At 63.8% G+C, this 24,265-nt stretch carries 23 protein-coding genes; 12 read left to right on the top strand and 11 right to left on the bottom strand.

Features of this window, described 5'->3' with window-relative positions:
- Nucleotides 1-107: 107 nt before the first annotated feature.
- The gene (locus ACHWUQ_RS18705) at nt 108-821 is read right to left on the bottom strand and encodes an ABC transporter ATP-binding protein (protein ID WP_312835949.1); all 714 of its coding nucleotides are present in this window, start codon (nt 819-821) and stop codon (nt 108-110) included.
- 79 nt (nt 822-900) lie between these two features.
- Between ACHWUQ_RS18705 and ACHWUQ_RS18710 the strand changes: the two genes are divergently transcribed.
- Complete coding sequence (locus ACHWUQ_RS18710) at nt 901-1,515, top strand: arylesterase (protein ID WP_394682040.1); 615 nt, start codon at nt 901-903, stop codon at nt 1,513-1,515.
- A 145-nt stretch (nt 1,516-1,660) separates the two neighbouring features.
- On the opposite strand, the gene ACHWUQ_RS18715 is transcribed toward ACHWUQ_RS18710, so the two are convergent.
- The 6 genes from ACHWUQ_RS18715 to ACHWUQ_RS18740 all read right to left on the bottom strand — a co-directional run bounded on the left by ACHWUQ_RS18715 (nt 1,661) and on the right by ACHWUQ_RS18740 (nt 6,996).
- Complete coding sequence (locus ACHWUQ_RS18715) at nt 1,661-2,902, bottom strand: PLP-dependent transferase (protein ID WP_312835950.1); 1,242 nt, start codon at nt 2,900-2,902, stop codon at nt 1,661-1,663.
- 58 nt (nt 2,903-2,960) lie between these two features.
- Complete coding sequence (gene tadA, locus ACHWUQ_RS18720; RefSeq protein WP_394682041.1) at nt 2,961-4,466, bottom strand: tRNA adenosine(34) deaminase TadA; 1,506 nt, start codon at nt 4,464-4,466, stop codon at nt 2,961-2,963.
- A gap of 5 nt (nt 4,467-4,471) precedes the next feature.
- Nucleotides 4,472-4,717, bottom strand: a complete 246-nt coding sequence (locus tag ACHWUQ_RS18725) for a hypothetical protein (protein WP_394682042.1) — start codon at nt 4,715-4,717, stop codon at nt 4,472-4,474.
- A 33-nt stretch (nt 4,718-4,750) separates the two neighbouring features.
- Nucleotides 4,751-5,686 carry an ADP-ribosylglycohydrolase family protein gene (locus ACHWUQ_RS18730; protein ID WP_394682043.1) on the bottom strand — a complete coding sequence of 312 codons (936 nt, stop codon included), beginning with the start codon at nt 5,684-5,686 and terminating at the stop codon, nt 4,751-4,753.
- Nucleotides 5,687-5,794: 108 nt separating this feature from the next.
- Nucleotides 5,795-6,409, bottom strand: a complete 615-nt coding sequence (locus ACHWUQ_RS18735; RefSeq protein WP_394682044.1) for an HAD family hydrolase — start codon at nt 6,407-6,409, stop codon at nt 5,795-5,797.
- Nucleotides 6,406-6,996 (bottom strand): RNA 2'-phosphotransferase, encoded by a 591-nt coding sequence (locus tag ACHWUQ_RS18740; RefSeq protein WP_394682045.1) that lies wholly within the window; start codon nt 6,994-6,996, stop codon nt 6,406-6,408. Before ACHWUQ_RS18740 ends, ACHWUQ_RS18735 begins: the two co-directional genes overlap by 4 nt.
- A gap of 144 nt (nt 6,997-7,140) precedes the next feature.
- Here ACHWUQ_RS18740 and ACHWUQ_RS18745 point away from each other — a divergent pair, with 144 nt between their 5' ends.
- Both ACHWUQ_RS18745 and ACHWUQ_RS18750 read left to right on the top strand, forming a co-directional pair.
- The gene (locus ACHWUQ_RS18745; protein WP_394682046.1) at nt 7,141-7,869 is read left to right on the top strand and encodes an NUDIX domain-containing protein; all 729 of its coding nucleotides are present in this window, start codon (nt 7,141-7,143) and stop codon (nt 7,867-7,869) included.
- A 93-nt stretch (nt 7,870-7,962) separates the two neighbouring features.
- Entirely contained in the window at nt 7,963-9,966 is a 2,004-nt protein-coding gene (locus ACHWUQ_RS18750; RefSeq protein WP_369459855.1) for a U32 family peptidase, read from the top strand.
- 135 nt (nt 9,967-10,101) lie between these two features.
- On the opposite strand, the gene ACHWUQ_RS18755 is transcribed toward ACHWUQ_RS18750, so the two are convergent.
- Nucleotides 10,102-11,454: an MFS transporter gene (locus ACHWUQ_RS18755; protein ID WP_239808721.1), complete on the bottom strand. Its 1,353-nt coding sequence runs from the start codon at nt 11,452-11,454 to the stop codon at nt 10,102-10,104.
- 187 nt (nt 11,455-11,641) lie between these two features.
- Here ACHWUQ_RS18755 and cyoA point away from each other — a divergent pair, with 187 nt between their 5' ends.
- From cyoA to ACHWUQ_RS18790, 7 genes are all read left to right on the top strand, one after another.
- Nucleotides 11,642-12,697 carry a ubiquinol oxidase subunit II gene (gene cyoA, locus ACHWUQ_RS18760; protein ID WP_239808722.1) on the top strand — a complete coding sequence of 352 codons (1,056 nt, stop codon included), beginning with the start codon at nt 11,642-11,644 and terminating at the stop codon, nt 12,695-12,697.
- A 30-nt stretch (nt 12,698-12,727) separates the two neighbouring features.
- Nucleotides 12,728-14,731 carry a cytochrome o ubiquinol oxidase subunit I gene (gene cyoB, locus ACHWUQ_RS18765; protein ID WP_256460929.1) on the top strand — a complete coding sequence of 668 codons (2,004 nt, stop codon included), beginning with the start codon at nt 12,728-12,730 and terminating at the stop codon, nt 14,729-14,731.
- Nucleotides 14,724-15,353 carry a cytochrome o ubiquinol oxidase subunit III gene (gene cyoC, locus ACHWUQ_RS18770; protein WP_312527084.1) on the top strand — a complete coding sequence of 210 codons (630 nt, stop codon included), beginning with the start codon at nt 14,724-14,726 and terminating at the stop codon, nt 15,351-15,353. Before cyoB ends, cyoC begins: the two co-directional genes overlap by 8 nt.
- A complete protein-coding gene (gene cyoD, locus ACHWUQ_RS18775) occupies nt 15,354-15,782 on the top strand; it encodes a cytochrome o ubiquinol oxidase subunit IV (protein ID WP_394682047.1) in 429 nt (142 codons plus the stop codon).
- 69 nt (nt 15,783-15,851) lie between these two features.
- On the top strand, nt 15,852-16,607 hold the full coding sequence (locus ACHWUQ_RS18780) for an SURF1 family protein (RefSeq protein WP_394682063.1): 756 nt from the start codon (nt 15,852-15,854) through the stop codon (nt 16,605-16,607).
- 81 nt (nt 16,608-16,688) lie between these two features.
- The gene (locus ACHWUQ_RS18785) at nt 16,689-18,047 is read left to right on the top strand and encodes an ATP-binding protein (RefSeq protein WP_312836121.1); all 1,359 of its coding nucleotides are present in this window, start codon (nt 16,689-16,691) and stop codon (nt 18,045-18,047) included.
- Nucleotides 18,010-18,552 carry a response regulator transcription factor gene (locus tag ACHWUQ_RS18790; RefSeq protein WP_239808726.1) on the top strand — a complete coding sequence of 181 codons (543 nt, stop codon included), beginning with the start codon at nt 18,010-18,012 and terminating at the stop codon, nt 18,550-18,552. The genes ACHWUQ_RS18785 and ACHWUQ_RS18790 overlap by 38 nt, the downstream gene beginning before the upstream one ends.
- A gap of 7 nt (nt 18,553-18,559) precedes the next feature.
- Here the strand turns inward: ACHWUQ_RS18790 and ACHWUQ_RS18795 are convergent, their stop codons facing one another.
- Entirely contained in the window at nt 18,560-19,459 is a 900-nt protein-coding gene (locus ACHWUQ_RS18795) for a LysR family transcriptional regulator (protein WP_394682048.1), read from the bottom strand.
- Between the two features lie 164 nt (nt 19,460-19,623).
- Here ACHWUQ_RS18795 and ACHWUQ_RS18800 point away from each other — a divergent pair, with 164 nt between their 5' ends.
- Both ACHWUQ_RS18800 and ACHWUQ_RS18805 read left to right on the top strand, forming a co-directional pair.
- Nucleotides 19,624-20,715: a YeiH family protein gene (locus ACHWUQ_RS18800; protein WP_373451022.1), complete on the top strand. Its 1,092-nt coding sequence runs from the start codon at nt 19,624-19,626 to the stop codon at nt 20,713-20,715.
- 115 nt (nt 20,716-20,830) lie between these two features.
- Nucleotides 20,831-22,114, top strand: a complete 1,284-nt coding sequence (locus ACHWUQ_RS18805; protein ID WP_394682049.1) for an O-acetylhomoserine aminocarboxypropyltransferase/cysteine synthase family protein — start codon at nt 20,831-20,833, stop codon at nt 22,112-22,114.
- A gap of 87 nt (nt 22,115-22,201) precedes the next feature.
- Here the strand turns inward: ACHWUQ_RS18805 and ACHWUQ_RS18810 are convergent, their stop codons facing one another.
- Nucleotides 22,202-22,813 (bottom strand): OmpW family protein, encoded by a 612-nt coding sequence (locus ACHWUQ_RS18810; protein WP_230773008.1) that lies wholly within the window; start codon nt 22,811-22,813, stop codon nt 22,202-22,204.
- Between the two features lie 272 nt (nt 22,814-23,085).
- A complete protein-coding gene (locus ACHWUQ_RS18815; protein ID WP_312527092.1) occupies nt 23,086-24,081 on the bottom strand; it encodes a DUF808 domain-containing protein in 996 nt (331 codons plus the stop codon).
- Nucleotides 24,082-24,265 lie beyond the last annotated feature (184 nt).

The following is a 24,265-nucleotide window of genomic DNA, read 5'->3' on the forward strand; positions in this document are numbered from 1 at the left end:
GCTATTGACTGCAAAAGACGCCTTGCGCCTCATCCCGATCCGCGTCCATCCCGCTTGGCGAGGGTTTTGCAGAGGATCCTAAATGCATGGAAAAAGCGATAACGAATTTAAATGCGGCTGTCCTGCACGACCGCGCCGGCGGCGATCGTGATGACGCGCTGGCACTGGGCGGCAATGGCCCGGTCGTGCGTGACCATGACCAAGGTCGTGCCCGCCTCGCGGTTCAGGTCCATCACCAGCTGCATCACCGCCTCGCCGGTGGCAAAGTCCAGGCTGCCGGTGGGCTCGTCGGCCAGCAGCACGGCAGGCTGCACCACAAAGGCGCGCGCCAATGCCACGCGTTGCTGCTCGCCACCCGACAGCAGCTTGGGGTAGTGCGACAGGCGCTGGCCCAGGCCCACGCGCTCGAGCATCGCAGTCGCCTGCTTGCGGGCATCGCGCTGTCCGGCCAGCTCCAGCGGCAGCATCACGTTCTCCAGCGCTGTCAAATTGCCCATCAATTGAAAGTTCTGAAACACAAAGCCCATCGTGCGCGCACGCAGCGCGGCCCGGTCATCTTCGCTCAGCGCAAACAGGTCCTGCCCAGCAATGCACACCGTGCCGACGCTGGGCGTATCCAGGCCCGCCAGGATCGACAGCAAGGTGCTTTTGCCCGAGCCCGATGCACCGACAATCGCTACGGTTTCCCCTTGGGCGATGCTAAAGTCCACATCACGCAGAATGGTCAGACTGCCGGTCGAATCCGAGACCGATTTGCCCAGGCCCTGGGCCACCAACACCGCTTCAGGCGCCTGCGATTGAGAAAGCACTGCATCTGTCATGACAACCAATCTTTCCTCCAATGGTCGAGCACCCGTCACACGACGCCGGTGTCTGCGCAGCATCGTAACGGGGGCAATGATGACCTCCATCGCTATAGGTTTTACAGCACAGGCGGCTGCACCACAGGCGCCTGCCACAATTTTGGTCGTGGGCGACTCGATCAGCGCCGAATACGGCATCGCACGCGGAACGGGCTGGGTGGCGCTGCTGCAGGACAAGCTCGAAAAAAGCAAAACCGCCAACGCCTACCAGGTGCACAACGCCAGCATCAGCGGTGACACCACCGCCGGCGGCCGGGCCCGTTTTGGCCAGCTGCTGACGCAGCACAAGCCCGGCATCGTCGTGCTGGAGCTGGGCGCCAACGATGCGCTGCGCGGCCTGCCGCTGGCCAGCACCCAGGCCAACCTGGCAGCGATGGTGGAAAGCGCGCAAAAGGCCGGCGCCCAGGTGCTGCTGCTGGGCATGCAGGTGCCCCCCAACTACGGCACCAAGTACACCACGGACTTTGCCCAGGTCTTCACCACCTTGGCGCGCGAGAAGAAAACCGCTGTCGTGCCCTTCTTGCTGCACGGCGTGGCCGATGTGCCCAACGCCGAGAAGAACTTCCAGGCCGACCGCATCCACCCGTTGGCCAGCGCCCACCCGCAGCTGCTTGCCAATGTCTGGCCCGAGCTGCAAAAGCTGATGAAATAAAAAACGCCGCCAGCGCGATGCGGGCGGCATTCATGGGTTTGGCTCCACGGATTCTCTGCAAGACCCTCGCCAAGCGGGATGGACGCGGATCGCCCGAGACCGCTTTCAGACCACGGCAGAGCGTTCTGCAGAGGGTCCCTTGCGTTCAGCCAAAGGCTTTTTGCAGCGCCTGGGCCAAATCCTGCTGCAGGTCGTTCACATCCTCCAGCCCGATCGCAAAGCGCACCACCATGCCGGGCTGCAACTGCGACTCGCCCAGCGCGCGCATGCTGCCGATCTTGTAGGGCACGACCAGGCTGACCGGGCCGCCCCAGCTGTAGGCCAGCTTGAACAGACGCAGGCTTTCGCAGAACAGGTCGATCTGCTTCTGGCCGTAGCGCGGATCGATCACCACGCTGAAAAGACCGGCTGCCGTGCCCTGCTTGCCGGCCACCGCACCAGCGCCGCACAGCTGCTGCCAATGCGCGTGGCCGGGCGATCCAGCAAACGCCGGGTGCAGCAGTTGCACGACGGCGGGATGCTCGGCCATGAAGGCGGCCAGCTGCCGGGCAGCGGCATCTTGCGCGTGGTAGCGCAGCGCGATGCTGGGCAGGCTGCGCAGCACGGTTTCGATATCGTTCACCCCCACGCCCAGGCCCAGGTGCATATGCGTGGCCTGCACCTTGCGGTGCACGGCGGCATCACGGGTCACGATGGAGCCCATCAGCACATCGCCACCGCCGCTGGGGTACTTGGTGAGCGCATGCGCCGAGACATCCACGCCCAGGCGGTAGCTGCCATCGCCATCCAGGTCAAAGCAGTTGAAGGCCAGGCCTGCGCCCCAGGTGTTGTCCAGCGCCGTGGCAATGCCTTTTTGCCGGCACAGGCGCACGAGGCCCACCAGATCAGGGAACTCCATGCTGACCGAGCCGGCCGCTTCCAGCCACACCAGACGGGTGTTGTCCTGGATCAGGCTGGCGCAGTGGTCCACACGCATCGGGTCGTAGTAGCCGACACTGACGCCATAGCGCTGCAGCTCGCTCTCGGCAAAGCCCTTGCTTGGGCCGTAGACGTTGTCGGGCAGCAGCACATGGTCACCGCTCTTGAGCAGCGCCAACCCGATCACCGAGACCGATGCCAGGCCACTGGGCACCAGCACGCAGTGGGTGCCGCCTTCCAACGTGGCAATGCGCTCTTCCAGGATGTAGGTGGTGGGCGTGCCGTGCAGGCCATAGGTGAAGGCGCTCTTGTCCTTCCACTCCCAGTTGCGCATCGCCGCCACGTTCGGGAAGAACACGCTCGAAGCCTTGAACACGCCGGGCTGCGGCGCTGCAAAGGGCGCATCGACCGTGTAGGGGTGGTGGATGATGCCGGTGATCGGTGCCTGGTTTTTGGGGGTGGAGCTCATAGCAAAAAAAGTCGGTCAGAAAACGGAACAGCTGCGGGCTATTGTGCAGCAGATAGGCTCAGCGCAAAGCCGCTGCCGCCAAGCCCAGTGCTGCGGGCTGCGCACCGGCGTCAAAGAAGCGGCTGGCCTGCAGCAGTGCGGCGCTGTTTTGCAAGGGCAGCCAGTCGCCGCCAGCGCAACGCTGCCAGGCCAGCGGCCCGGTGCCGCCCGCTTTGGTAGCGACATCCGCCAGCCAGGCATCCAGTCCGTCCACCGGTGCAGGCCACCAGCGGGCTTGCTCGCCCAGGCTGACCAGCACAGGCAGCGCTTGCCCTGATGCGGCCGGCGCCATAGCCGGGGCATCCAGGGCGGCCAACGCATCACGCGCCCAGGCACGCAGGCCGGCGCGGTAGCCCTTGTCAGGAAACTGCGCCGCCCATTGCTGGCGGTCCGCATCCATCTCGGCACCGATTGCGCTGCTGCCCAGCGCGGCGGCCATATCCAGCGCCGGCTTGCGCGCCAGCTGCTCCAGCCAGAGCCGGTAGTCCGCACTCGGCACTGCGGCATTGGGCGGGTTGACCAGCCACAGCCCTTGTACCGGCCGGCCCAGTGCCGCCAGCTGCGCCACCAGGGCCTGGGCCAGGCGCGCGGCATCGCCATGGGCGACGACGACCAGCCCCTGCTCGCCATCCAGATGCAAATGCTCGATGAGGTCCTGCAGCATCGCCAGCTGCTGCGCATCGCCCAGGCGCTGGTCCTTTTTGGGCTTGTCGCTGCGTCCCAGGCCCAGCCAATCCGGGGCCACGACGCGATCTCCCCGCGCGGCCAGGCCTGCCGCCAATTCACGAAAAAGCCCTTGATGGGCCGGCATGCCGGGCAACAGCAGCCATTGCCGGGCTGCGGCGGCTGGCAGGGGGTTCTGGCCCGCGCTGTCTTTGACATGCAGGCGCAGGCCCGCCAATGCGGGCCAATCGCTGTAGAAGCAGCTGGGGCAGCCGCAATCCAGCGCCGCTGCAAACAGCGTGTCGGGGGTGCGCAGTGCGTCGTCGCGCAGCGGGTGGCTGGCCAGCGCCTGCTGCCTTTGCTGCACGCGGCGTTTGCCAAAAAATGCGGTCAGCAGCGCTGCGGCCTCGTCCGCCAACACCCCCGGGGTCACCGCGGTGTGGTGGTTCAGCGCGGCCTGCGCAAACAGGTCCAGCACCGATCCGCCGGCACCGGTGCGCGGCTCGGCAGCGCCCCAGACCACGCGGTCCAGGCGCGCATGCAGGATGGCGCCTGCACACATGGCGCAGGGCTCCAGGGTCACATACAAGGTGCAGCCCTCAAGCCGGTAATTGCCCAGGCGCTGGGCCGCATCGCGCAGGGCCTCGATCTCGGCATGGGCGCTGGGGTCATGGGCGCCAATCGGGTGGTTGAAGCCCCGACCTACGATCTGGCCATCACGCACCACCACGGCGCCCACCGGCACTTCACCCGCCTCAGCCGCAGCGCGCGCCTGCTCCAGCGCAGCGCGCATCCAGTGCGCATCGCCAGGCTGGTGGGCCAGCTGGCTGCCGGTGGCGGTGGGGACGATGCTGCCGGCCATCGCCGTCACTCTTCGGCTTGTTTCAGGCGCTGGGCATCCTGCTGCACCGCCTGGTTCAGCTGGTCCTGTACCTGCTGCTGGATCTGCCGGCTTTGTGCATTCACATCCTTGCTGGTGTCGATCTGCGGCACGGGTACGCCTTCCACGGCGGCCGGCGCAGGCGCCTTGGTCACGGCCATGTTCTGCTTCATCAACAGCGCGACCATCGCCATCACCACCAGCAACCCTGCCAAACCCAATACAGCCCGCATAGCATCCTCCCTCCATTCCGTATGCGGGTCTGATTATCGCGCGGCATCGCAGCCCGTGGCCGGCAGGCCCTGGTTGGCCTGCCACAGCTGCCCAGCCAGCGCCCGGATGTCATCGGCCAGGTGCAGGCGCTGCAACCAGTGGCTTGGTATGCCCTGCTCGCCCCAGAAGGCGCCCGCTATCTGCCCGGTGATGGCCGCCGTGGTGTCGGCGTCATCGCCCAGATTTGCTGCCTCCAGCACCGCGTCCTCAAAACAATCATGCCGGGCAAAGCACCACAGCGCCGCCTCCAGGCTGCGCACCACATAGCCTGAACCGCTGATGTCCTCCCGGTTTTTGGCCAGGTAATGGCCCTGCGCAATCTGCTGCAGTTGGGGGCTGGCCAGCCGCAGATCCGCCAGCGCCAGCACCTCGTGTTTGGAGCGGCCCTGCAGCGCGCGGGCTATCGCTACGGCCAATAGGCGGCAGGCATCCACGCACTCGGCCGCGCCGTGGGTGGTTTGCGAGCTGAGCGCCGCCTGGTCCTGCAATCGCTGCGCATCACCGCAAAAGCGCAGCGCCACAGGCGCCAGCCGCATGATCGAGCCATTGCCAGCGCTGTGCGGGTCGGTGCTGCCTGCCAGTGGATTGCCGGTGAGCAAGAACCGCTGCAAAGCTTCCCGCGTGGCCATGCCAATGTCAAAGCAATGCCCGGTGGAACTCCAGTAGCCCCACTGGTACCAGTTCGCATAGCGCGCCATCTGGTCTGCCGGGTCGCAGCCGCCCTTGGTGACCAGGCTCTCGGCCAGGCACAGCGCCATCGAGGTGTCGTCGGTCCACTGCCCCGCCCGCAGCGAGAACGGGCCCCCGCCCACCATGTCGGTCAGCGGCACAAAGCTGCCGCGCGGCTGAAACTCGACCGTGGTGCCCACCGCATCGCCACAGGCCAGGCCCAGCAATGCGCCTTGGAAGCGATCCAAGGTAGGCGGCATCACTGGCCTCCGCTGCGCAGCTGCGCCCGCGCCACCATGAAGAACCCGGCCCGGCGATAGGCACGCCGCGCCAGCGCGGGCCGCTGGATGGGGTGGGTGTATGTCATGTCAATTCTCTTGTCTCTCCGCCAGCCACCAGTGCGCAAACGCGGCCAGGCTGGTATGGGTGGAATGCAGTTGTTGCAATGTCGGCCCGCAGTTGGGGCTGCCCTCGGGTTCGCGCAGCACCAATGCGCGATGGATACCGTCTGGCAGGCCCGCAAAGTTTGGTAAATAGTCATCCACAAAGGCCAGCGGCTGCAGCTGGGCGAGCGCTGTCGCCTTGGGACTGCCGGCGGTGGCACCGCTGCCAGTAGCGATCACCCGCTCGATCGGAAAGCCGAGGGCCCGCAGGTTGCCAAGCCTTGCCTGGGCAAACTGGGGCTGAAGGGCAGTCAGGCAGACCAGCTCAAAGCCGCCGGCCACCAGCTGCTGGCAAGCCTCTAGCGCACCATGTACGGCAGGCAAGGCGGACCAGAACTGCACATCCAAGCCTGCGCGAAACCGGTGCAGCGCCTCGCCACTCAGGCGCTCGACATCCCAGCGGTCTGCTGCCCAGTAGGCATGGGGGTTGCGCAAGGCAGGCCGGCGGCCGAAAGCGCGCTGCCAGGCACCGGCATAAGCCAGGTTGTAGTCGAGCAGCACGCCGTCAGCATCCAGCGCCAACACGCGATGGCTGCTCATGCGTCCAGCCTCTGCAGGTAGGCCACGGGTACAGCGTCAGTCAACCAGACGCCATTGTCCGAGCAATAGAACACATGGCCATCGGCGACCATGCCTGCCGCATCTACCCGCAGCAGGGCCAGCTTGCCATGGCGCCGCCCTACCGCGCCAGCCGTCTCGATGCTGGCCGACAGGTGCACATGGTGGCGCTTTTGGCGCTGCAGGCCTTGCGCCAGGATCGCGTCGAGAAAGCGGGTCGCCGTGCCATGGTAGAGCGCGTCCGGTGGGGTGCTGGGGGCCAATTGCAGCTCGATGGTGACCGAATGCCCCTGGTTGGCCCGGATGCGCTTGCCATCCGCGCTGAACGCAAAGCGCTGCTTGGCGCAGCTTGCCACCACCGCGTGCAATTGGGCCAGGCTCATGGCTTTGCCACTGCGGGCCAGGCAGGCGAGCAGTTCGTCCGTATGCGCCCAACCTGCATCATCGAGCTGCAGCCCGATGGTCTGGGGGCTGTGCCGCAGCACCAGGCTGAGCAGCTTGCTGCGGCGGGTCATGGCGGCGGACTGCTCGCCGGCCTGGATGCCGTTGGTTGGTGGGTTAAAAGTCATCATCTATCTTTCTTTTGTTGTAGTTATGCATCCTTGGGAGCGCCCGCCTTCGGGCTGCTCCACGCTTACAAGCCTTAAGTTGTATTGAACAACTTATATGAGTTGTACAATACAACTAGCTTTTCCATCCGTCAAGGTTTTTCTATGGCTTCCAGCGCTGCCAGCATCCAACCCGTTGATTTTGAACGCCCCTACACCACGGTGGATGTGGTGATCTTCAGTGTGGTGGACGGGGCCTTGAAGGTTTTGCTGGTGCAGCGCCCGGCGTCCGGCTCGGAGCCGTTCCCGGGACTGTGGGCGCTGCCCGGTGGCTTTGTCGATGTGGCGCAGGACAGCGATCTGCAGGCCTGCGCCCACCGCAAACTGCGCGAGAAGACCAATGTCGCCAGCCCCTACCTGGAGCAACTGGGCAGCTGGGGCGGCCGCAGCCGGGACCCACGTGGCTGGTCCGCCACCCATGTCTACTTTGCGTTGATTGCTGCGCAGCCGCTGACCCTGGCCAAGGGCGCCAATGCGGCCGATGTGGCCTGGTTCGAGGTCGATGCGCTCGGCGGCGAGCCGGCACTCGCCTTTGACCACAGCGAGATCCTGCGCGCTGCGGTCGAACGCCTGCGCGGCAAGGTGGAGTACACCTCGCTGCCCGCCTTTTTGCTGCCCGAGCCCTTTACGCTGCCCCAGCTGCAGCAGGTGTACGAGACGGTGCTGGGCCGGCCGGTGGACAAGAGCGGCTTTCGCACCCGCATGCTGGCGGCGCAGTTTCTGCATGAGGCCGGGCATGTCGCGGGCCCCTCCAACCGCCCGGCGATGGGCTACCGCCTGGCCGACCGCAGCGCGCCAGTGGTGTTTCCGCGCACCTTCAGCCCGCGCGGCTGAACCGGGCTGCCTGGGTGCTTGGGCTGGCACGGCAGTCAGCTTATCGCCCAGCGCCGAGGGCATAGTGCAGCGACCTGAGATAATCCGGCCCCTATGTCCCTCCTGCCCCACCAGCTCGAACTGCTCTCCCCGGCCCGTGATGCCGATATTGGTATGGAAGCCATCAACCATGGCGCCGATGCCGTCTATATCGGAGGTCCGGCCTTTGGCGCACGCGCCACGGCGGGCAATGACATCCGCGACCTGGAGCGCCTGATCAACCACGCGCACCGCTTTGGCAGCCGCATCTTCATCACGCTCAACACCATCCTGCGCGATGATGAGCTCGAAGGCGCGCGCCAGATGGCCTGGCAGGTGTATGAGGCCGGCGCCGATGCGCTGATCATCCAGGACATGGGCCTGCTGGAGCTGGACCTGCCCCCGATCCAGCTGCATGCCTCCACCCAGAGCGATATCCGCACGCCCGAGAAAGCCCGCTTTCTGCAGGATGCCGGCCTGTCGCAGATCGTGGTGGCGCGTGAGCTGGATCTGAAACAGATTGCCGCCGTGCGTGCCGCGACCGACCCGGCGCGCACGACGATTGAATTCTTTGTCCATGGCGCCTTGTGCGTGGCCTATTCGGGCCAGTGCTATATCACCCACGCCCACACGGGCCGCAGCGCCAACCGGGGCGATTGCAACCAGGCCTGCCGCCTGCCTTATGAGGTGCTGGATGCCCAGGGCCGCATCATTGCGCATGAAAAGCATGTGCTGTCGATGAAGGACAACAACCAGAGCGACAACCTGCGCGCGCTGATCGATGCCGGTGTGCGCAGCTTCAAGATCGAGGGGCGCTACAAGGACATGGGCTATGTGAAGAACATCACCGCCCACTACCGCAAGCTGCTCGACGAGATCATCGAGGAGCGCGAATTCTCGGATGCGCCACTGGCGCGCTCGTCGTCGGGGCGCACCAGCTTCAGCTTCACGCCCGACCCGGACCAGAACTTCAACCGCGAGTTCACCGACTACTTCGTCAATGGCCGCAAGGACGATATCGGCGCCTTTGACACCCCCAAGACGCCGGGCCGTGCGATCGGCTGGGTCACCAAGGTGGGCGAGAACTTTGTTGAGCTCGAAGCCTCCAGCCGCGACACCGTGCTGCACAACGGCGATGGCCTGTGCTACTACGACCTGCAAAAAGAGCTGGTCGGCATGCAGATCAACCGCGCCGAATCGGTGGATGCGAAGAAATCGCTGTGGCGCGTATTCCCGAAGGACCCGATCGCCGGCTTCAAGGACCTGCGCAAGGGCCTGGAAGTGAACCGCAACCGCGACATGGCCTGGGTGCGCACGCTGGACAAGAAATCCAGCGAGCGCCGCATTGGCCTGTGGGCCCAGCTCAGCCAGACCCCAGACGGCTTTGCACTGACCCTGACCGACGAGGACGGCTTTGTCGGCAGCGCCAGCCTGGTGCAGCCGCACCAGCCCGCCACCGACAGCGAACGGGCCGAGGCGACCTTGCGCGACCAGCTCGGCCGTTTTGGCGCAACGATCTTCTCGGTGCATGACATCAGCCTGCAGCTGGACCAGCCCTGGTTCATTCCGGCTTCGGCGCTGAACCAGCTGCGCCGCGATGCGGTGGCCGCGCTGGAAGCGGCCCGCGAGGCCGGCTTTGTGCGCCTGCCGCGCGCGCTGCCGGTGGAGCCACCGGTACCCTTCCCGGAAGACACCTTGACCTACCTGTCCAACGTGTTCAACCAGAAGGCGCATGACTTCTATGTGAAGCATGGCGTCAAGGTGATCGACGCGGCCTACGAGAGCAAGGAAGAGGAAGGCGAAGTCTCGCTGATGATCACCAAGCACTGCGTGCGCTTCTCAATGAGCCTCTGCCCCAAGCAGGCCAAGGGTGTGATCGGCGTCAAGGGCACCATCAAGGCCGAGCCGCTGCAGCTGATCAATGGCAAGGAAAAGCTGACCCTGCGCTTTGACTGCAAGCCCTGCGAGATGCATGTGGTGGGCAAGATGAAGCGCTCGGTGATCAACCAGCATGCCAAGGAGATGCAGGAGTTCCCGATGCAGTTCTACCGCACCCGGCCTGCGGTGGTGCGCAGCTGATCGCCGCTGCTGGCCTGCGCCCATAAAAAAAGCTGCAAGAGCTTCGCTCTGCAGCTTTATTTTCACCAAGGTCCAGGCACCGAGGTCAATCCTTGGCCTGGCTGCCCGCAATGGGCAGTCCCTTGATAAAACCGGTCACGCGCCGGACTCGGCGCTCTCGCGCGACTCCAGCGCGCGATTGATCCCCAGCGCAGCCAACGTGCAGATGGCACCCGACAGCAGGTACAGGCAGACGGCGATCAGGCCGAACTTGGCCGACAGCCCCAGAGCCACCAGCGGTGCAAACGCCGCACCCACCAGCCAGGCCATGTCGGTGGACAGCGCGGCGCCGGTGTAGCGGTAACGGGCGGAGAAGTTCGCAGTGACCGTGCCCGAGGACTGGCCATAGGACAGGCCCAGCAGCACAAAGCCGACAATGATGAAGATGTTGTTACCAGTAACGCCGCTGGACAGCAGCTTCGGTGTGGCCAGGCTGAACAGTGCAATCAACACGGCCATCGCACCCAAGGTATTGCGCCGGCCAAAGCGGTCTGCCAGCGTGCCCGAGGCCACAATGGCCAGCGCCGCACAGAAGGCGCCCAGTATCTGCACGCCCAGCACATGCGTGATGGGCTGCTGGGAGTACAGCGAAATCCAGGACAGCGGAAAGACCGTGACCAGGTGGAACAGCGCAAAGCTGGCCAGCGCAGCAAACGCACCGATGGCCACGTGGCTGCCTTCCTCATCGATCAGGCGGGTGACGCTGACAGGCTCCAGCTCCCGCTCCTGCATGGCCTGGGTGTAGGTCTGGCCCAGCACCAGCTGCAGCCGCGCAAACAAGGCCACCACGTTCACCGCAAAGGCGACATAGAACGGATAGCGCCAGCCGAAGCTGAGGAACTCGGCCTTCGACAGCGCGCTGTACAAGTAGGCAAACAGACCGGCCGCCAGCACAAAGCCCAGCGGCGCACCCAGTTGCCCAATCATTGCGTACCAGCCACGGCGGTTGCTGGGGGCATTCATCGCCAGCAGCGATGGCAGCCCGTCCCAGGAGCCGCCAAGTGCCAGGCCCTGGGCAAAGCGAAACAGCGCCAGCAGCCAGATGGCCGTACGGCCCAGCACGTCATACCCGGGTAAAAAGGCGATGCCGACCGTGGAGACACCGAGCAGGAACAAAGCCACGGTCATCTTGGCGGCCCGGCCCCAGCGGCGCTGGATGGCCATCGAAATCGCAGTGCCCACCGGTCGGGCAATGAAGGCGATTGCAAAGACCGCAAACGACAGCAAAGTGCCGTTCAGCTGAGAGAAATTGGGGAAGAAAACGCTTGGAAAGACCAAGACGGCCGCTATACCAAATACGAAAAAGTCAAAGTACTCTGACGAACGGCCGATAATAACGCCGACCGCGATCTCGCCAGGTGTTACATCTTCGTCAGAATGGGCACGGGAATGGGGATCAGCACCGGGGGTGCCGCCGACAGGAGATGCTGTGTAACCGAGACTACTCATACAAAAGCTCCTTCCTCAAGCTGTTACCGGCCTGCTGAGACCGTACCTTCACCAGGAGCCTAGCTGGGTACTTTCTGAGAGGGCGTAGGACAAAATGTCCAATCGACAGGCCTGCCTCTAGCATTTACATTTGGGGGGATTTTGCAATCCATGTTTATACCTAAGCGCGCTTGCCGTGCCCTTTCGCATGCCTGATCTCAAAAAACTTCGCGGGCCTTCACGGCTCGTTGCGGCGTTACTGGTTGCCGCCAGCCTTGCAGGCTGTAATACCGTTGTCCTCAACCCTGCGGGAGACGTGGCGGCGCAGTCCGGCAATCTGGTGATCATCGCCACGTTGCTGATGCTGATCATCATCGTTCCGGTGATCGTGCTGATCCTGCTCTTCGCGTTCAAATACCGCGAAAGCAATGAGCCCGCGGACTACGATCCCGAATGGCACCACTCCACGGTGCTGGAGCTGGTGATCTGGTCCGTACCGCTGTTGATCATCATCGCGCTGGGCGCGCTGACCTGGATCTACACCCACAAGCTCGACCCCTACCGCCCCCTGGACCGCATTGACGCCAACCGCCCTCTGGCCGCCGACGTCAAGCCGCTCGAAGTGGAAGTGGTGGCGATGGACTGGAAATGGCTCTTCATCTACCCAGAGCAAGGCATTGCGACCGTCAACGAGCTGGCTGCACCTGTCGACCGCCCTATCCGCTTCAAGCTGACGGCGACCACGACGATGAATGCTTTCTACGTCCCTGACCTGGCAGGCATGATTTATGCCATGCCTTCGATGCAGACGCAGCTGAACGCCGTGATCAACAAGCCCGGTGTGTACAAGGGCATGAGCTCGCACTACAGCGGCTCGGGTTTTGCCGGTATGACCTTCAAGTTCCATGGCCTGAGCAATGGCGATTTCGACGCCTGGGTGCAAAAGGCCAAGACAGAAGGCGCTACCTTGGACCGCGCTGAATACGTGAAGCTGGAAAAGCCCAGCGAGCGCGATCCGGTCCGTTTGTTCGGCACCGTTGACAACACCCTGTACCACGCCGTGCTCAACCGCTGCGTTGAAGCCGGCAAGATGTGCATGGACGAGATCATGGCCAAGGATGCCATGGCCAACATCAAGGCCCGTGCAGCTGCAGGCAAGAGTGTTTCGCTGATCCCTGAAGACGACGTGTGCACGGTGGCCAACGCCCCTGCGGTGGTCGCCTCCCTGGGCGAGCAGGCGCCTGGCACCCCCGTGGCGCAGTAACCCCATCGAGAATTTTCAAAGAGACTCAATATGTCCGTAGCTACAAACGTAAGCCATGACCCGCTCCTCGGGCGGCTGACATGGAATGACATACCGATGGTGCATGAGCCCATCGTGTTGTGGACCTTCATTGCCGTGGTCCTGGGCGGCCTCGTCGTCTTCGCCGGTATCACCAAGTTCAAGCTTTGGGGTCCGCTGTGGAAGAACTGGATCTGCTCCATCGACCACAAGAACATCGGGATCATGTACATGATCCTCGGCCTGGTCATGTTCCTGCGCGGCTTTGCCGATGCGATCATGATGCGTGGCCAGCAGGCGCTGGCTGCCGGTGAATCGATGGGCTACCTGCCTCCGCACCACTACGACCAGATCTTCACCGCCCACGGCGTGATCATGATCTTCTTCGTGGCCATGCCTTTTGTGACCGGCCTGATGAACTATCTGGTGCCGCTGCAAATCGGTGCGCGTGACGTGGCCTTCCCGTTCCTGAACAACTTCAGCTTCTGGATGACCACCTCCGGTGCCGTGCTGGTGATGGCCTCGCTGTTCGTCGGTGAGTTCTCCACCCTGGGCTGGCTGGCACTGTCGGGTCTGGGCGAGTACCACCCGGGCGTCGGTCTGGATTACTACATCTGGGCGCTGCAGATTGCCGGTGTCGGGACGACCTTGTCCGGTATCAACCTGATCGTGACCATCATCAAGATGCGCGCACCCGGCATGAACCTGATGAAGATGCCTATCTTCACCTGGACCTCGCTGTGCACCAACGCGCTGATCGTGGCCTCGTTCCCGATCCTGACCGCCGTGCTGGTGCTGATGACCCTGGACCGCTACGTCGGCACCAACTTCTTCACCAACGAGCTGGGCGGCAACCCCATGCTGTACGTGAACCTGATCTGGATCTGGGGCCACCCTGAGGTCTACATCCTGATCCTGCCTGCGTTCGGCGTGTTCTCCGAAATCGTCGCCACCTTCTCCCGCAAGCGCCTGTTCGGCTACACCTCGATGGTGTATGCGACCGTCTGTATCACCATCCTGTCCTGGCTGGTCTGGCTGCACCACTTCTTCACGATGGGGTCCGGTGCCAGCGTGAACTCGTTCTTCGGCATCACGACGATGATCATCTCGATCCCGACCGGCGCCAAAATCTTCAACTGGCTGTTCACGATGTACCGTGGCCGCATCAAGTTCACCGTGCCCATGCTGTGGACCGTGGGCTTCATGCTGACCTTCACCATCGGTGGTATGACCGGTGTGCTGCTGGCCGTGCCGCCTGCTGACTTCGTGCTGCACAACTCGCTGTTCCTGATCGCCCACTTCCACAACGTGATCATTGGTGGCGTGGTGTTTGCCGTGTTTGCCGGTATCAACTATTGGTACCCCAAGGCCTTCGGCTACCGCCTCGACGAGTTCTGGGGCAAGGCCTCGTTCTGGTTCTGGTTCGTCGGTTTCTGGGTGGCCTTCACCCCGCTGTACGTGCTGGGCCTGATGGGTGTGACCCGCCGTGTCAACCACTACGAAGACACCTCGCTGCAGATCTGGTTCATCATCGCTGCGTTCGGCGCCGTGCTGATCGCTCTGGGTATCGCCTGCTTCTTCATCCAGTTGTTCGTCAGCTACCTCAAGCGCGACCAGCTGCGTGACGTGACCGGTGACTGCTGGAACGGCCGTACGCTGGAATGGGCGACCTCTTCGCCTCCTCCTCAGTACAACTTCGCCTTCACGCCAGCGGTGCATGACAGCGACGCCTGGTGGGACATGAAGAAGCACGGCTTCAAGCGCAAGCTCGACGGTTTCGTGGAAATCCACATGCCCAAGAACACCGGCGCCGGCTTCGTGATCTCGATGATCGCCCTGGTCTTCGGCTTTGCGATGATCTGGCACATGTGGTGGCTGGCGGGTCTGAGCTTTGCCGGCATCGTGTTGGCCTCGATCATCCACACCTTCAACTACAAGCGTGACTACTACATCCCTGCAACGCAGGTAGCAGCCACCGAAGAAGAACGTACCCAACTGTTGGCCCGCCATGTCTAATCACAACACACTCGCCGGGGCGCCCGGCGCCCTGAACCGCGACTACTTCCTCAAGGAAGAGCCGCATGTTGAAAATGGCACCGCTCTGGGCTTCTGGCTCTACCTGATGAGCGACTGCCTGATCTTTGCAGCCCTCTTCGCCACCTACGGCGCGCTGGGCCGCAACTATGCCGGCGGCGCCGGTGGTGCCGAGCTGTTCGACCTGAGCCTGGTGGCCATCAACACGGCATTGCTGCTGTTCTCGTCCATCACCTTCGGCTTTGCGATGCTGGCCAAGCAAAAGGGCTCGGTCAAGGGCACCGTCGTCTGGCTGATCATCACTGGCCTGTTCGGTGCGGGCTTCCTGGGCGTGGAACTGTATGAGTTCCACCATCTGATCCATGTGGGCGCCGGCCCGCAAAGCAGCGCTGCGATGTCGGCCTTCTTTGCACTGGTGGGCACCCACGGTCTGCACGTGACCTTCGGTCTGGTGTGGCTGGTGGTGCTGCTGCTGCAAATCGGCAAGCACGGCCTGACCCGTGAGAACAACCGCCGCCTGATGTGCCTGTCGATGTTCTGGCACTTCTTGGACGTGGTCTGGATCGGCGTCTTCTCCTTCGTTTATCTGATTGGAGTGCTGTAAATGAGCGCACAACACCACCACGCTGCACACGGCCATGACGACCACCACGGTCATGACGATGGCCCGCACAGCACCTTCTCGGGCTACATGATCGGCTTTTTCCTGTCGATCATCCTGACGGCCATCCCCTTTGCCGTAGTGATGGGTGACGTGTTCGAAAACCGCACTACCACCGTCGTCGTGATCGCCTTCTTCGCAGTCGTGCAGATCATCGTGCACATGATCTATTTCCTGCACATGAACGGCAAGGTCGAAGGCGGCTGGACCCTGATGTCCACGATCTTCACCATCGTGTTCGTGGCCGTGACCCTGGCCGGTACCTTGTGGGTCATGTACCACATGAACACCAACATGATGCCGGGCCACAACCACAGCCCCACGGTCGTGAACCCGCAGCAACCTGCCGGCAAAGGCCACACCAACCACTAAGCTGTTTTGACCAACGAAACGCAACGGAATGCACCGGGTCTGCCCCGGCATTCCGCACTTTTTCAGGCGATGCTCGCGACCGTGGGCATCGCCTTGTTCTTGGGCTTTATCGCCTTGGGCACCTGGCAGGTCTACCGCCTGCAGTGGAAGCTGGACCTGATCGAACGGGTCGAGCGCCGGGTGCACAGCGCGCCCCAAGCGCTGCCCGCCCCGGCCAGCTGGAACCAGCTCGATGCCAAGGCGGTGGAATACCAGCCCAGCAGTCTGCAAGGCCAGTGGCTGACCGACAAGACCGTGCTGACCCAGGCCGCCACCGCGCTGGGCTCGGGCTTTTGGGTGCTGACCCCTTTGCAGCAGGCCGATGGCAGCCAGGTGCTGGTCAACCGGGGCTTTGTGCCCGATACCTTGCGCCGTGACTGGGCAGGCGGCCCGCAGCTGGCAGCTGCTACGCCAACGGGCGAGGTCCGCGTGACGGGCCTGCTGCGCGCCACCGAGCCCAAGGGCGGCTTTCTGCGCAACAACGACCCGCAAGCCCAGCGCTGGTTCTCCCGCGATGTGCAGGCCATCGCACAGGCCCAGGGCCTGACGCAGGTGGCCCCCTTCTTCATCGACGAAGGCCTGCCCGATGGCAGCGCCGAGCTGGTGGGCGAGCAAAAGCGCAGCAGCGCCAGCGACCTGCAAAGCCAGCCATGGCCACGCGCCGGTCTCACGCAGGTGCGCTTTGTTAACAACCACCTGGTCTATGCGCTGACCTGGTACGGCCTGGCACTGATGGTGGCAGGCGCGACCTGGCTGGTGCTGCGCAAACGCAAGCGCGCGCGTTAATCACCCTCAGACTTACCGGCGCCTGGCGGCGCTGGTAACACTGGCAGGCGCAAGGCCTGCCGACTGCGGCACAATCGCACGGTGCCACTGTCCATCCCCTCCCCTTTTCAGGTCACCCACACCACCGACCGCCAGAACATGCAGCTGCTGATCCAGCTGCGCTGGCTGGCCGTGGTGGGGCAGGTGGTCACCATCTCGCTGGTCCGCTGGGGCTTTGACATCTACCTGCCGCTGTACGAGATGCTGGCCGTGCTGGCCGGGCTGGTCATCACCAACCTGATCTGCATCTGGTGGCTGCGCTGGCGCCAGCACGATATCTCGTCGAGCGATCTGTTCGTGGCACTGCTCGCCGATGTCGGTGCGCTGAGCCTGCAGCTCTACCTCAGCGGCGGCGCCAACAACCCCTTCATCACGTTGTTCCTGCTGCAAGTCACGCTGGGGGCGGTACTGCTCAAGCCCTTCTATGCCTGGGGCATTGTGGTGGTCACCGGCTGCTGCGCGGTGGCGCTGGCCTTTTTCTACCAGCCGCTGCAGATCATGAGCCACCGCAGCGGCGCGATGCATTCGCTGTACCTGCTGGGGCTGCTGATCAGCTTCGGGCTCAATGCGATCTTGCTGGTCTCGTTCATCAACCGCATCATGTCCAACCTGCAGCTGCGCGATACGCGCCTGGCCGACCTGCGCCAGCGCGCCGCCGAGGAAGAGCACATCGTGCGCATGGGCCTGCTGGCCAGCGGCGCAGCCCATGAGCTGGGCACGCCGCTGTCGACCCTGGCGGTGATTCTGGGCGACTGGCAGCGCATGCCCTCGATCGCGCAAGACGGCGAGCTGATGGAGGACCTGCACGAGATGGAGCACCAGGTGCAGCGCTGCAAATCCATCGTCACCGGCGTGCTGCTGTCGGCCGGTGAGACGCGCGGCGATGCGCCCGAGACCACCACCCTGGTCACCTTCATGGACCGCGTGGTGGCGCAGTGGCAAAGCCACCGCCAGCCCGGCAATTTTGTCTACCGCAAGCAGGTGGCACGCGACGTTCCCATCATCTCGGATACCTCGTTGCAACAGATGATTTTCAATGTGCTGGACAATGCACTGGAGGCCTCGCCCGATTTTGTCCAGCTGGTGGTGGAATGCCCCGCGCAGGACGACGCCCAGCTGGTGCTGCAGGTGACCGACAGCGGCCCGGGTTTCAAGAGCGAGATCCTGGCCCATCTGGGCAAGCCCTACCAGTCGACCAAACAACGCCCTGGCGGTGGCCTGGGCCTCTTTCTGGTGATGAATGTGGCCCGCTCGCTGGGCGGCCATGTCGAGGCCCGCAACCGCGAGCAGCACCTGGGCGGCGGTGCAGCTGTACGCATCAGCCTGCCGCTGGCCTCCATTGCCCTGGATGATGAACCACACCATGACCTCCACCCAAGAACGCCTGCTACTCCTGGTTGAAGACGATGCCGCTTTTGCCCGCACGCTGCGCCGCTCCTTTGAGCGCCGGGGCTACCGCGTGCTGCATGCCAGCAGCGCTGACGAGGTGGCCCAACTGCTGCAGACCGAGCGCCCGCAGTACGCGGTGATGGACCTGAAGCTGGCCGGCCATGCCTCGGGCCTGTCCTGCGTGCAGCTGCTGCATGCGCAAAACCCCGATGCGCTGATCGTCGTGCTCACCGGCTACGCCAGCATTGCCACCGCGGTCGAAGCCATCAAGCTCGGCGCCTGCCACTACCTGGCCAAACCGTCCAACACCGATGACATCGAAGCGGCCTTCAGCCGGGTCGAAGGCAGCACCGAGGTCGACCTGACCGCCGCCACGACCTCGATCAAGACACTGGAGTGGGAGAAGATCCACGAGACCCTGGCCGAGACCGGCTTCAACATCTCCGAAACCGCACGCCGCCTGGGCATGCACCGCCGCACCCTGGCCCGCAAGCTGGAAAAGCACCACGTCCGTTGAACAGCGCTCAGGCAGCGTCCTCACAGGCCTGCACCAGCGCCTGCAATACCGGTGAGCGCTGCTTGCCCTGGCGCTGCAACAGCGAGAACTGCCGCCGCATCGGCGGCAACAGGCTGTGCAACACGGCCAGCTCGCCCCGGTCGATCCAGGGCTGGGCAATCACCCGCGACAGGCAACTGATGCCCGCCCCCCGCGCAACGGCGGTGCAGATCGCCTCCGAGCTGCCCAGCACCGCCGCAATCGGCCATTCCCGCAACTGGGAGAGCACGCTGAACTCCACCGCCTCGCGCGTGCCCGACCCCTCCTCACGCAACAGCCAGCGGCAGGCGCCCAGCTGCTGCGCGCTGACAGGGCTGTGGCCTGCTGCCGCCACCAGCGCATGGCCAGGCGCGGCAATCAGCACCAGCTCATCCTCGCGCCAGGGCTGAACCTCCAGTGCCGGCCAGTGGCTCACCCCTTCGATAAAGCCCAGGTCCACACTGGCCTCGCCGACCGCCTCGGCCACCTCGCGGGTATTGCCGATCACCACCTCAAACTGCACCTGGGCATAGCGCTGCATGAAGTCCGCCAGGATGGCCGGCAGCACATGGTTGGCAATGGTGGTGCTGGCCGCCACCCGCAGCACCACGGGCGCCATGGGCTCGCTGTGCTGGGTGGCCTGCTCCAGCTGCAAGGCCAGCTCCAGCAAGGCCTGTGCCTGCGGCCACAGGCTGCGGCCCAGGTCGTTGAGCACCAGGCGCTTGCCGCTGCGCGCAAACAGCTGCGCGCCCAGGCCTGCCTCCAGCTGCTGCAGGGCGGCGCTGACCGCCGACTGCGACAGGCCAATGGTCTGGGCCGCAGCGACGGTACTGCCGCTATGGGCAATGGCGCAGAAAACCTCCCACTGGCGCAGGCTGAGATGGAGCATGGTGAACAGAAACTCGGTCGGTTGATGGGCCTATATCTACCTATTTTATCGATAGAACTTAATCAAACAATCCGTTATACAGATATAAGAATAATTTCTATAGTGACACCACATCGCCCAGCAGCCTGCCGCTTTCGGCCCTGCCAGGGCGTCTGGAACCGCCCATGTCACTCGCCCACCTCCCCCTCCCCCGGCTGCGCCACGGCCACTGGCTCGATACCGCCAGACGCCTGGCGCCCGGCCTGCTGCTGTGCGCGGCCATTGCCTGGCTGGCCAGCGGGCTGGCGGCACTGCCCTGGTTTAGCAGCCATGGGCTGAGCGCGCTCACGGTGGCCATCGTCATCGGCATGCTGGTGGGCAATACCGTCTATGGCGCGGTACAGGCGCCGGCGGCAGCGGGAGTCGGGCTGTCCAAGCAGCAGCTGCTGCGCCTGGGCATCATCCTCTATGGCCTGCGCCTGACCTTCCAGGACATCGCCGCCGTGGGCCTGGCCGGAGTGCTGACCGATGCGCTGATGCTCATCAGCACCTTTGTGCTGGCGCAATGGCTGGGCCGGCGCTGGCTGGGGCTGGATGCACGCACCAGCATGCTGGTGGGCGCGGGCAGCGCCATCTGCGGCGCAGCGGCCGTGCTGGCCACGGCTCCGGTGGCCAAGGCGCGGGCTGATGATGTGGCGGTCGCGATTGCCACCGTGGTGGTCTTTGGCACGGTGGGCACCTTTCTCTACCCCGTGCTTTACCAGTGGCTCGCACCCAGTCTGCAGATGACCGAGGCCGGCTATGGCCTCTGGGTCGGCTCGACCGTGCACGAGGTCGCCCAGGTCGTGGCGGCTGGCGGCGCCGTCAGCAGCAGCGCGGCCGATACTGCCGTGGTCGCCAAGATGGTGCGGGTGATGATGCTGGCCCCGTTTCTGATCGCGCTGTCGCTGTGGCTGGCCAGGCGCCCTGGCAGCGCTGCAGCGGTCCGGCAGCCGGCAGCCGGTGGCGCCGTGCAGGCCCGCCAGATCACCATTCCCTGGTTTGCGTTGGGCTTTGTCGCAGTCGCGGGCATCCATTCGCTGGGCGTCATCCCTGCGCAGGCGCTCGCCATCGGTGTGCAGTGGGACAACGCCTTGCTGACGATGGCGATGGCCGGCCTGGGGCTCACCACCCATGTGCGCGCCGTGCGGGCTGCGGGCATCAAGCCCTTGCTGCTGGGGCTGGTGCTGTTTGTCTGGCTGGTGCTGGGCGGGCTGGCGGTCAATACCTGGCTCTGAGCGTGTTGATGGCGCTGAGCGCTCATAAGCTCATACCCAAAAAATCGTTGGTCTGCCGCACAAAACTGCTACAACCGGGAGGCATATTTCTGCCCACAAAAAGGATTCCAACACCATGCGCATCGAGACATTGGCCGTTCACGCAGGCTATTCGCCCGACCCGACCACCAAGGCTGCGGCAGTGCCCATCTACCAAACGGTGGCCTACGCCTTTGACAGCGCGCAGCATGGCGCCGACCTGTTTGACCTGAAGGTGCCGGGCAATATCTACACCCGCATCATGAACCCGACCACCGATGTGCTGGAAAAGCGCGTGGCCGCGCTGGAAGGCGGCATTGCCGCGCTGGCACTGGCCTCGGGCATGGCAGCGATCACCGCCGCCATCCAGACCTTGGCCGAAGCGGGCGACAACATCGTCTCGGCCAGCACCTTGTATGGCGGCACCTACAACCTGTTTGCCCACACCTTTCCGCAGCAAGGCATCGAGGTGCGCTTTGCCGATCCGCGTGACCCGGCCAGCTTTGGCGCACTGATCGACGACAAGACCAAGGCCGTGTTCATCGAGTCCATCGGCAACCCGCTGGGCAATGTCACCGACATCCGCGCGCTGGCCGATGTGGCCCACCGCCATGGCGTGCCGCTGATCGTCGACAACACCGTGCCATCGCCCTACCTGCTGCGCCCCATCGAGCATGGCGCTGACATCGTCGTGCACTCGCTCACCAAATACCTCGGCGGCCATGGCACCAGCGTCGGCGGCGCCATCGTCGACAGCGGCACCTTCCCCTGGGCGGAGCACAAGGCGCGCTTCAAGCGCCTCAACGAACCCGATGTGAGCTACCACGGCGTGGTCTATACCGAAGCGCTGGGCCCTGCGGCCTACATCGGCCGCGCGCGCGTGGTGCCGCTGCGCAATATGGGCGCGGCCATCTCGCCGCAGAACGCGTTCCAGATCCTGCAAGGCATCGAAACCTTGGCGCTGCGCATGGACCGCATTTGCGAGAACACCCAGAAGATCGCCGAGACCCTGCAAAAGCACCCCAAGGTCGCCTGGGTGCGCTATGCCGGCCTGCCTGATCACCCGGACCATGCCATTCTGCAAAAGCAGTCGGGCGGCCGCGCCTCGGGTATTTTGTCGTTCAGCCTTAAGGCCGCCGATGGCGAAGTCCGTGCCGCAGGCGCCCGCTTTCTGGATGCTTTGCAGCTGTTCACGCGCCTGGTCAATATTGGCGATGCCAAATCACTGGCCACGCACCCGGCCTCGACCACCCACCGCCAGCTCGACAGTGGCGAGCTGGAAAAAGCAGGTGTGAGCGAAGGCATGGTGCGTCTGTCCGTCGGCATCGAGCATGTCGATGACCTGCTGGCCGATCTGGAGCAGGCGCTGGCCAAGGTCTGAAGGGCCCTCGCACGCAAAAAAAGAGCCGCTTGCAACAAGCGGCTCAATCACAGTGCTCTTTGATCCGTGGACGGCTTCAGACCCCGTTTAGAAGCGGTAGCCCACACCGACACCCAGCAGCCAAGGATCGACCTTGAAGGTTCCCACCTTGGTGCCCGCCGAGCGCACATCGGTCTTGATGTAGACCTTCTTCACATCCACGTTGATCGACCAGTTCTTGTCGAGCATGTAGTCAAAGCCGATCTGCAGTGCGGCGCCAAAGCTGTTCTTCTTGATCGATGGATCGAGCGCGGCCTCAACCGCCGGTGCGAAGTTCACGTTCGAGAAGCGCGTGTAGTTCACACCAGCGCCCAGATAGGGCTTGAACGCGCCCATGTTGGTGAAGTGGTACTGCGCCAGCAGGCTGGGCGGCAGGTGCTTGAGCGTGCCGATCTTGGCGCCGTCCGAGCGCAGGTCGTGCTTTTGCGGGTAGGTCAGCACCAGCTCGGCCGCGATGTTGGGCGTGAAGAAGTAGGTCACATCCACTTCGGGAATGGTCTTGTCATTGATCGACAGACCCAGGCCGGTGGAGTCCTTGTTGGCGCTGTCCAGGTGCACCGCACGCAAACGCACTTGCCAGGGGCTTTGCGCCTCTTGCGCCATCGCGGCGCCCGACGCCATTGCACATACAGCCGCCGCTGCCAACATCATCTTTTTCATCATCATTGCCCTCGCTGCGATCTTGCTCGCATGGATTGAAAAGTAGCTGAAACGAGCCAGCATCTGCATGCCCGGCCAGCGCCAAGCGCCGGATAGGTGGGTGGCAGATCTGCCTGCTGTCCATGCCCTGCATCTTCTTCCTCTACGCGCCAGGCGGCCCTGACCCAGATCAACGAGACAAAACAAGCCGTGAAAAAAGGCGGCCCGCTGTTGCGATGCCGCCTTGAGGTCTTTACTGCAGCCGCATCCCAACGATGCGGCGCTGCTGCTGGTCAGTGCCCGCGCAACTTGTGCCAGGCCTCCACCGCCAGCACCACCAAGCCGCCAATGGCCGCGCCGACGACCACGTGCACCAGCGTCGGTGCCAGCAGGGCCACCACACCGCCCATCGGGGTCACGGTGCTCTGCAGCCAGTGCTCGATCGGGCCGATGCCGTGCACCAGCAAGCTGCCGCCCACCATGAACATCGCAGCCGTACCCACAATCGACAAGCCGCGCATCAGCCAGGGCGTAAAAGCGATCAGGCCCCGGCCAAACGCCTTTGCAGCGGCACTGGTCTTGCGCATCAGCCACATGCCCACATCGTCCATACGCACAATGCCGGCCACCAGGCCATAGACAAACACGGTGATCGCCAGCGCCACAGCGACCAGCACCACCAACTGCTCGGCAATCGGCTTGCTGGCGACGGTGCCCAGCGCAATAGCCATGATCTCGGCCGACAGAATGAAATCGGTCCGGACGGCACCCGCGACCTTGGCCTTTTCATAGGCCACCGGGTCCATGTTCTTCTCGTTGGCGGCTTTGACCGACGAAGGGGCTACACCCATTTGTGCGGCCTGCTCAGACTCCTTGACGGCGTCATGGGTGTGCTTGGGCTTGTGGAACAGGCTGAGCACCTTCTCCACCCCCTCAAAACACAGGAAAGCGCCGCCAATCATCAACAGCGGCGTGATCAGCCAGGGCGCAAAAGCACTGATCAGCAACGCTGCCGGCACCAAAATGGCCTTGTTCTTCAGTGAGCCCTTGGCCACCGCCCAGACCACCGGCAACTCCCGGTTGGCCTTGACGCCGGTCACCTGCTCGGCATTCAGCGCCAGGTCATCGCCCAGCACCCCCGCCGTCTTTTGCACCGCCACCTTGGTCTGCGTGGCCACATCGTCCAGGATGGCCGTGCTCTTGCCCGCAGCCGTCTTGGTCATCAGCGCCACATCGTCAAGCAAGGTCGCAATATCATCGAGCAACATCAATAAACCAGCACCAGCCATTACGCACTCCCTGTCCAAATTAGGTGGCAAATCATAGCGATTTCACAATGCAATGCCGTCTCAAGCCCCGTAAAACGGTGATCTCTACGTTTTGTTGGAGGTTGTTCACAAAACTTTATGCAGGCCTTGTCAACCACTTCAGCGCGCGGCCCGTTGTACACCCATCTACACCAGAAAGGTGAAA

This window comes from uncultured Comamonas sp., from assembly GCF_964277875.1.
GTDB lineage: Bacteria > Pseudomonadota > Gammaproteobacteria > Burkholderiales > Burkholderiaceae_C > Comamonas > Comamonas sediminis.

Excerpts from the sequence above, each read along its gene's own strand:
- ACHWUQ_RS18705 (WP_312835949.1), bottom strand. The coding sequence starts at position 821 with ATGACAGATGCAGTGCTTTCTCAATCGCAGGCGCCTGAAGCGGTGTTG.
- ACHWUQ_RS18710 (WP_394682040.1), top strand. The coding sequence starts at position 901 with ATGACCTCCATCGCTATAGGTTTTACAGCACAGGCGGCTGCACCACAG.
- ACHWUQ_RS18715 (WP_312835950.1), bottom strand. The coding sequence starts at position 2,902 with ATGAGCTCCACCCCCAAAAACCAGGCACCGATCACCGGCATCATCCAC.
- tadA (WP_394682041.1), bottom strand. The coding sequence starts at position 4,466 with ATGGCCGGCAGCATCGTCCCCACCGCCACCGGCAGCCAGCTGGCCCAC.
- ACHWUQ_RS18725 (WP_394682042.1), bottom strand. The coding sequence starts at position 4,717 with ATGCGGGCTGTATTGGGTTTGGCAGGGTTGCTGGTGGTGATGGCGATG.
- ACHWUQ_RS18730 (WP_394682043.1), bottom strand. The coding sequence starts at position 5,686 with ATGCCGCCTACCTTGGATCGCTTCCAAGGCGCATTGCTGGGCCTGGCC.
- ACHWUQ_RS18735 (WP_394682044.1), bottom strand. The coding sequence starts at position 6,409 with ATGAGCAGCCATCGCGTGTTGGCGCTGGATGCTGACGGCGTGCTGCTC.
- ACHWUQ_RS18740 (WP_394682045.1), bottom strand. The coding sequence starts at position 6,996 with ATGACTTTTAACCCACCAACCAACGGCATCCAGGCCGGCGAGCAGTCC.
- ACHWUQ_RS18745 (WP_394682046.1), top strand. The coding sequence starts at position 7,141 with ATGGCTTCCAGCGCTGCCAGCATCCAACCCGTTGATTTTGAACGCCCC.
- ACHWUQ_RS18750 (WP_369459855.1), top strand. The coding sequence starts at position 7,963 with ATGTCCCTCCTGCCCCACCAGCTCGAACTGCTCTCCCCGGCCCGTGAT.
- ACHWUQ_RS18755 (WP_239808721.1), bottom strand. The coding sequence starts at position 11,454 with ATGAGTAGTCTCGGTTACACAGCATCTCCTGTCGGCGGCACCCCCGGT.
- cyoA (WP_239808722.1), top strand. The coding sequence starts at position 11,642 with ATGCCTGATCTCAAAAAACTTCGCGGGCCTTCACGGCTCGTTGCGGCG.
- cyoB (WP_256460929.1), top strand. The coding sequence starts at position 12,728 with ATGTCCGTAGCTACAAACGTAAGCCATGACCCGCTCCTCGGGCGGCTG.
- cyoC (WP_312527084.1), top strand. The coding sequence starts at position 14,724 with ATGTCTAATCACAACACACTCGCCGGGGCGCCCGGCGCCCTGAACCGC.
- cyoD (WP_394682047.1), top strand. The coding sequence starts at position 15,354 with ATGAGCGCACAACACCACCACGCTGCACACGGCCATGACGACCACCAC.
- ACHWUQ_RS18780 (WP_394682063.1), top strand. The coding sequence starts at position 15,852 with ATGCTCGCGACCGTGGGCATCGCCTTGTTCTTGGGCTTTATCGCCTTG.
- ACHWUQ_RS18790 (WP_239808726.1), top strand. The coding sequence starts at position 18,010 with ATGACCTCCACCCAAGAACGCCTGCTACTCCTGGTTGAAGACGATGCC.
- ACHWUQ_RS18795 (WP_394682048.1), bottom strand. The coding sequence starts at position 19,459 with ATGCTCCATCTCAGCCTGCGCCAGTGGGAGGTTTTCTGCGCCATTGCC.
- ACHWUQ_RS18800 (WP_373451022.1), top strand. The coding sequence starts at position 19,624 with ATGTCACTCGCCCACCTCCCCCTCCCCCGGCTGCGCCACGGCCACTGG.
- ACHWUQ_RS18805 (WP_394682049.1), top strand. The coding sequence starts at position 20,831 with ATGCGCATCGAGACATTGGCCGTTCACGCAGGCTATTCGCCCGACCCG.
- ACHWUQ_RS18810 (WP_230773008.1), bottom strand. The coding sequence starts at position 22,813 with ATGAAAAAGATGATGTTGGCAGCGGCGGCTGTATGTGCAATGGCGTCG.
- ACHWUQ_RS18815 (WP_312527092.1), bottom strand. The coding sequence starts at position 24,081 with ATGGCTGGTGCTGGTTTATTGATGTTGCTCGATGATATTGCGACCTTG.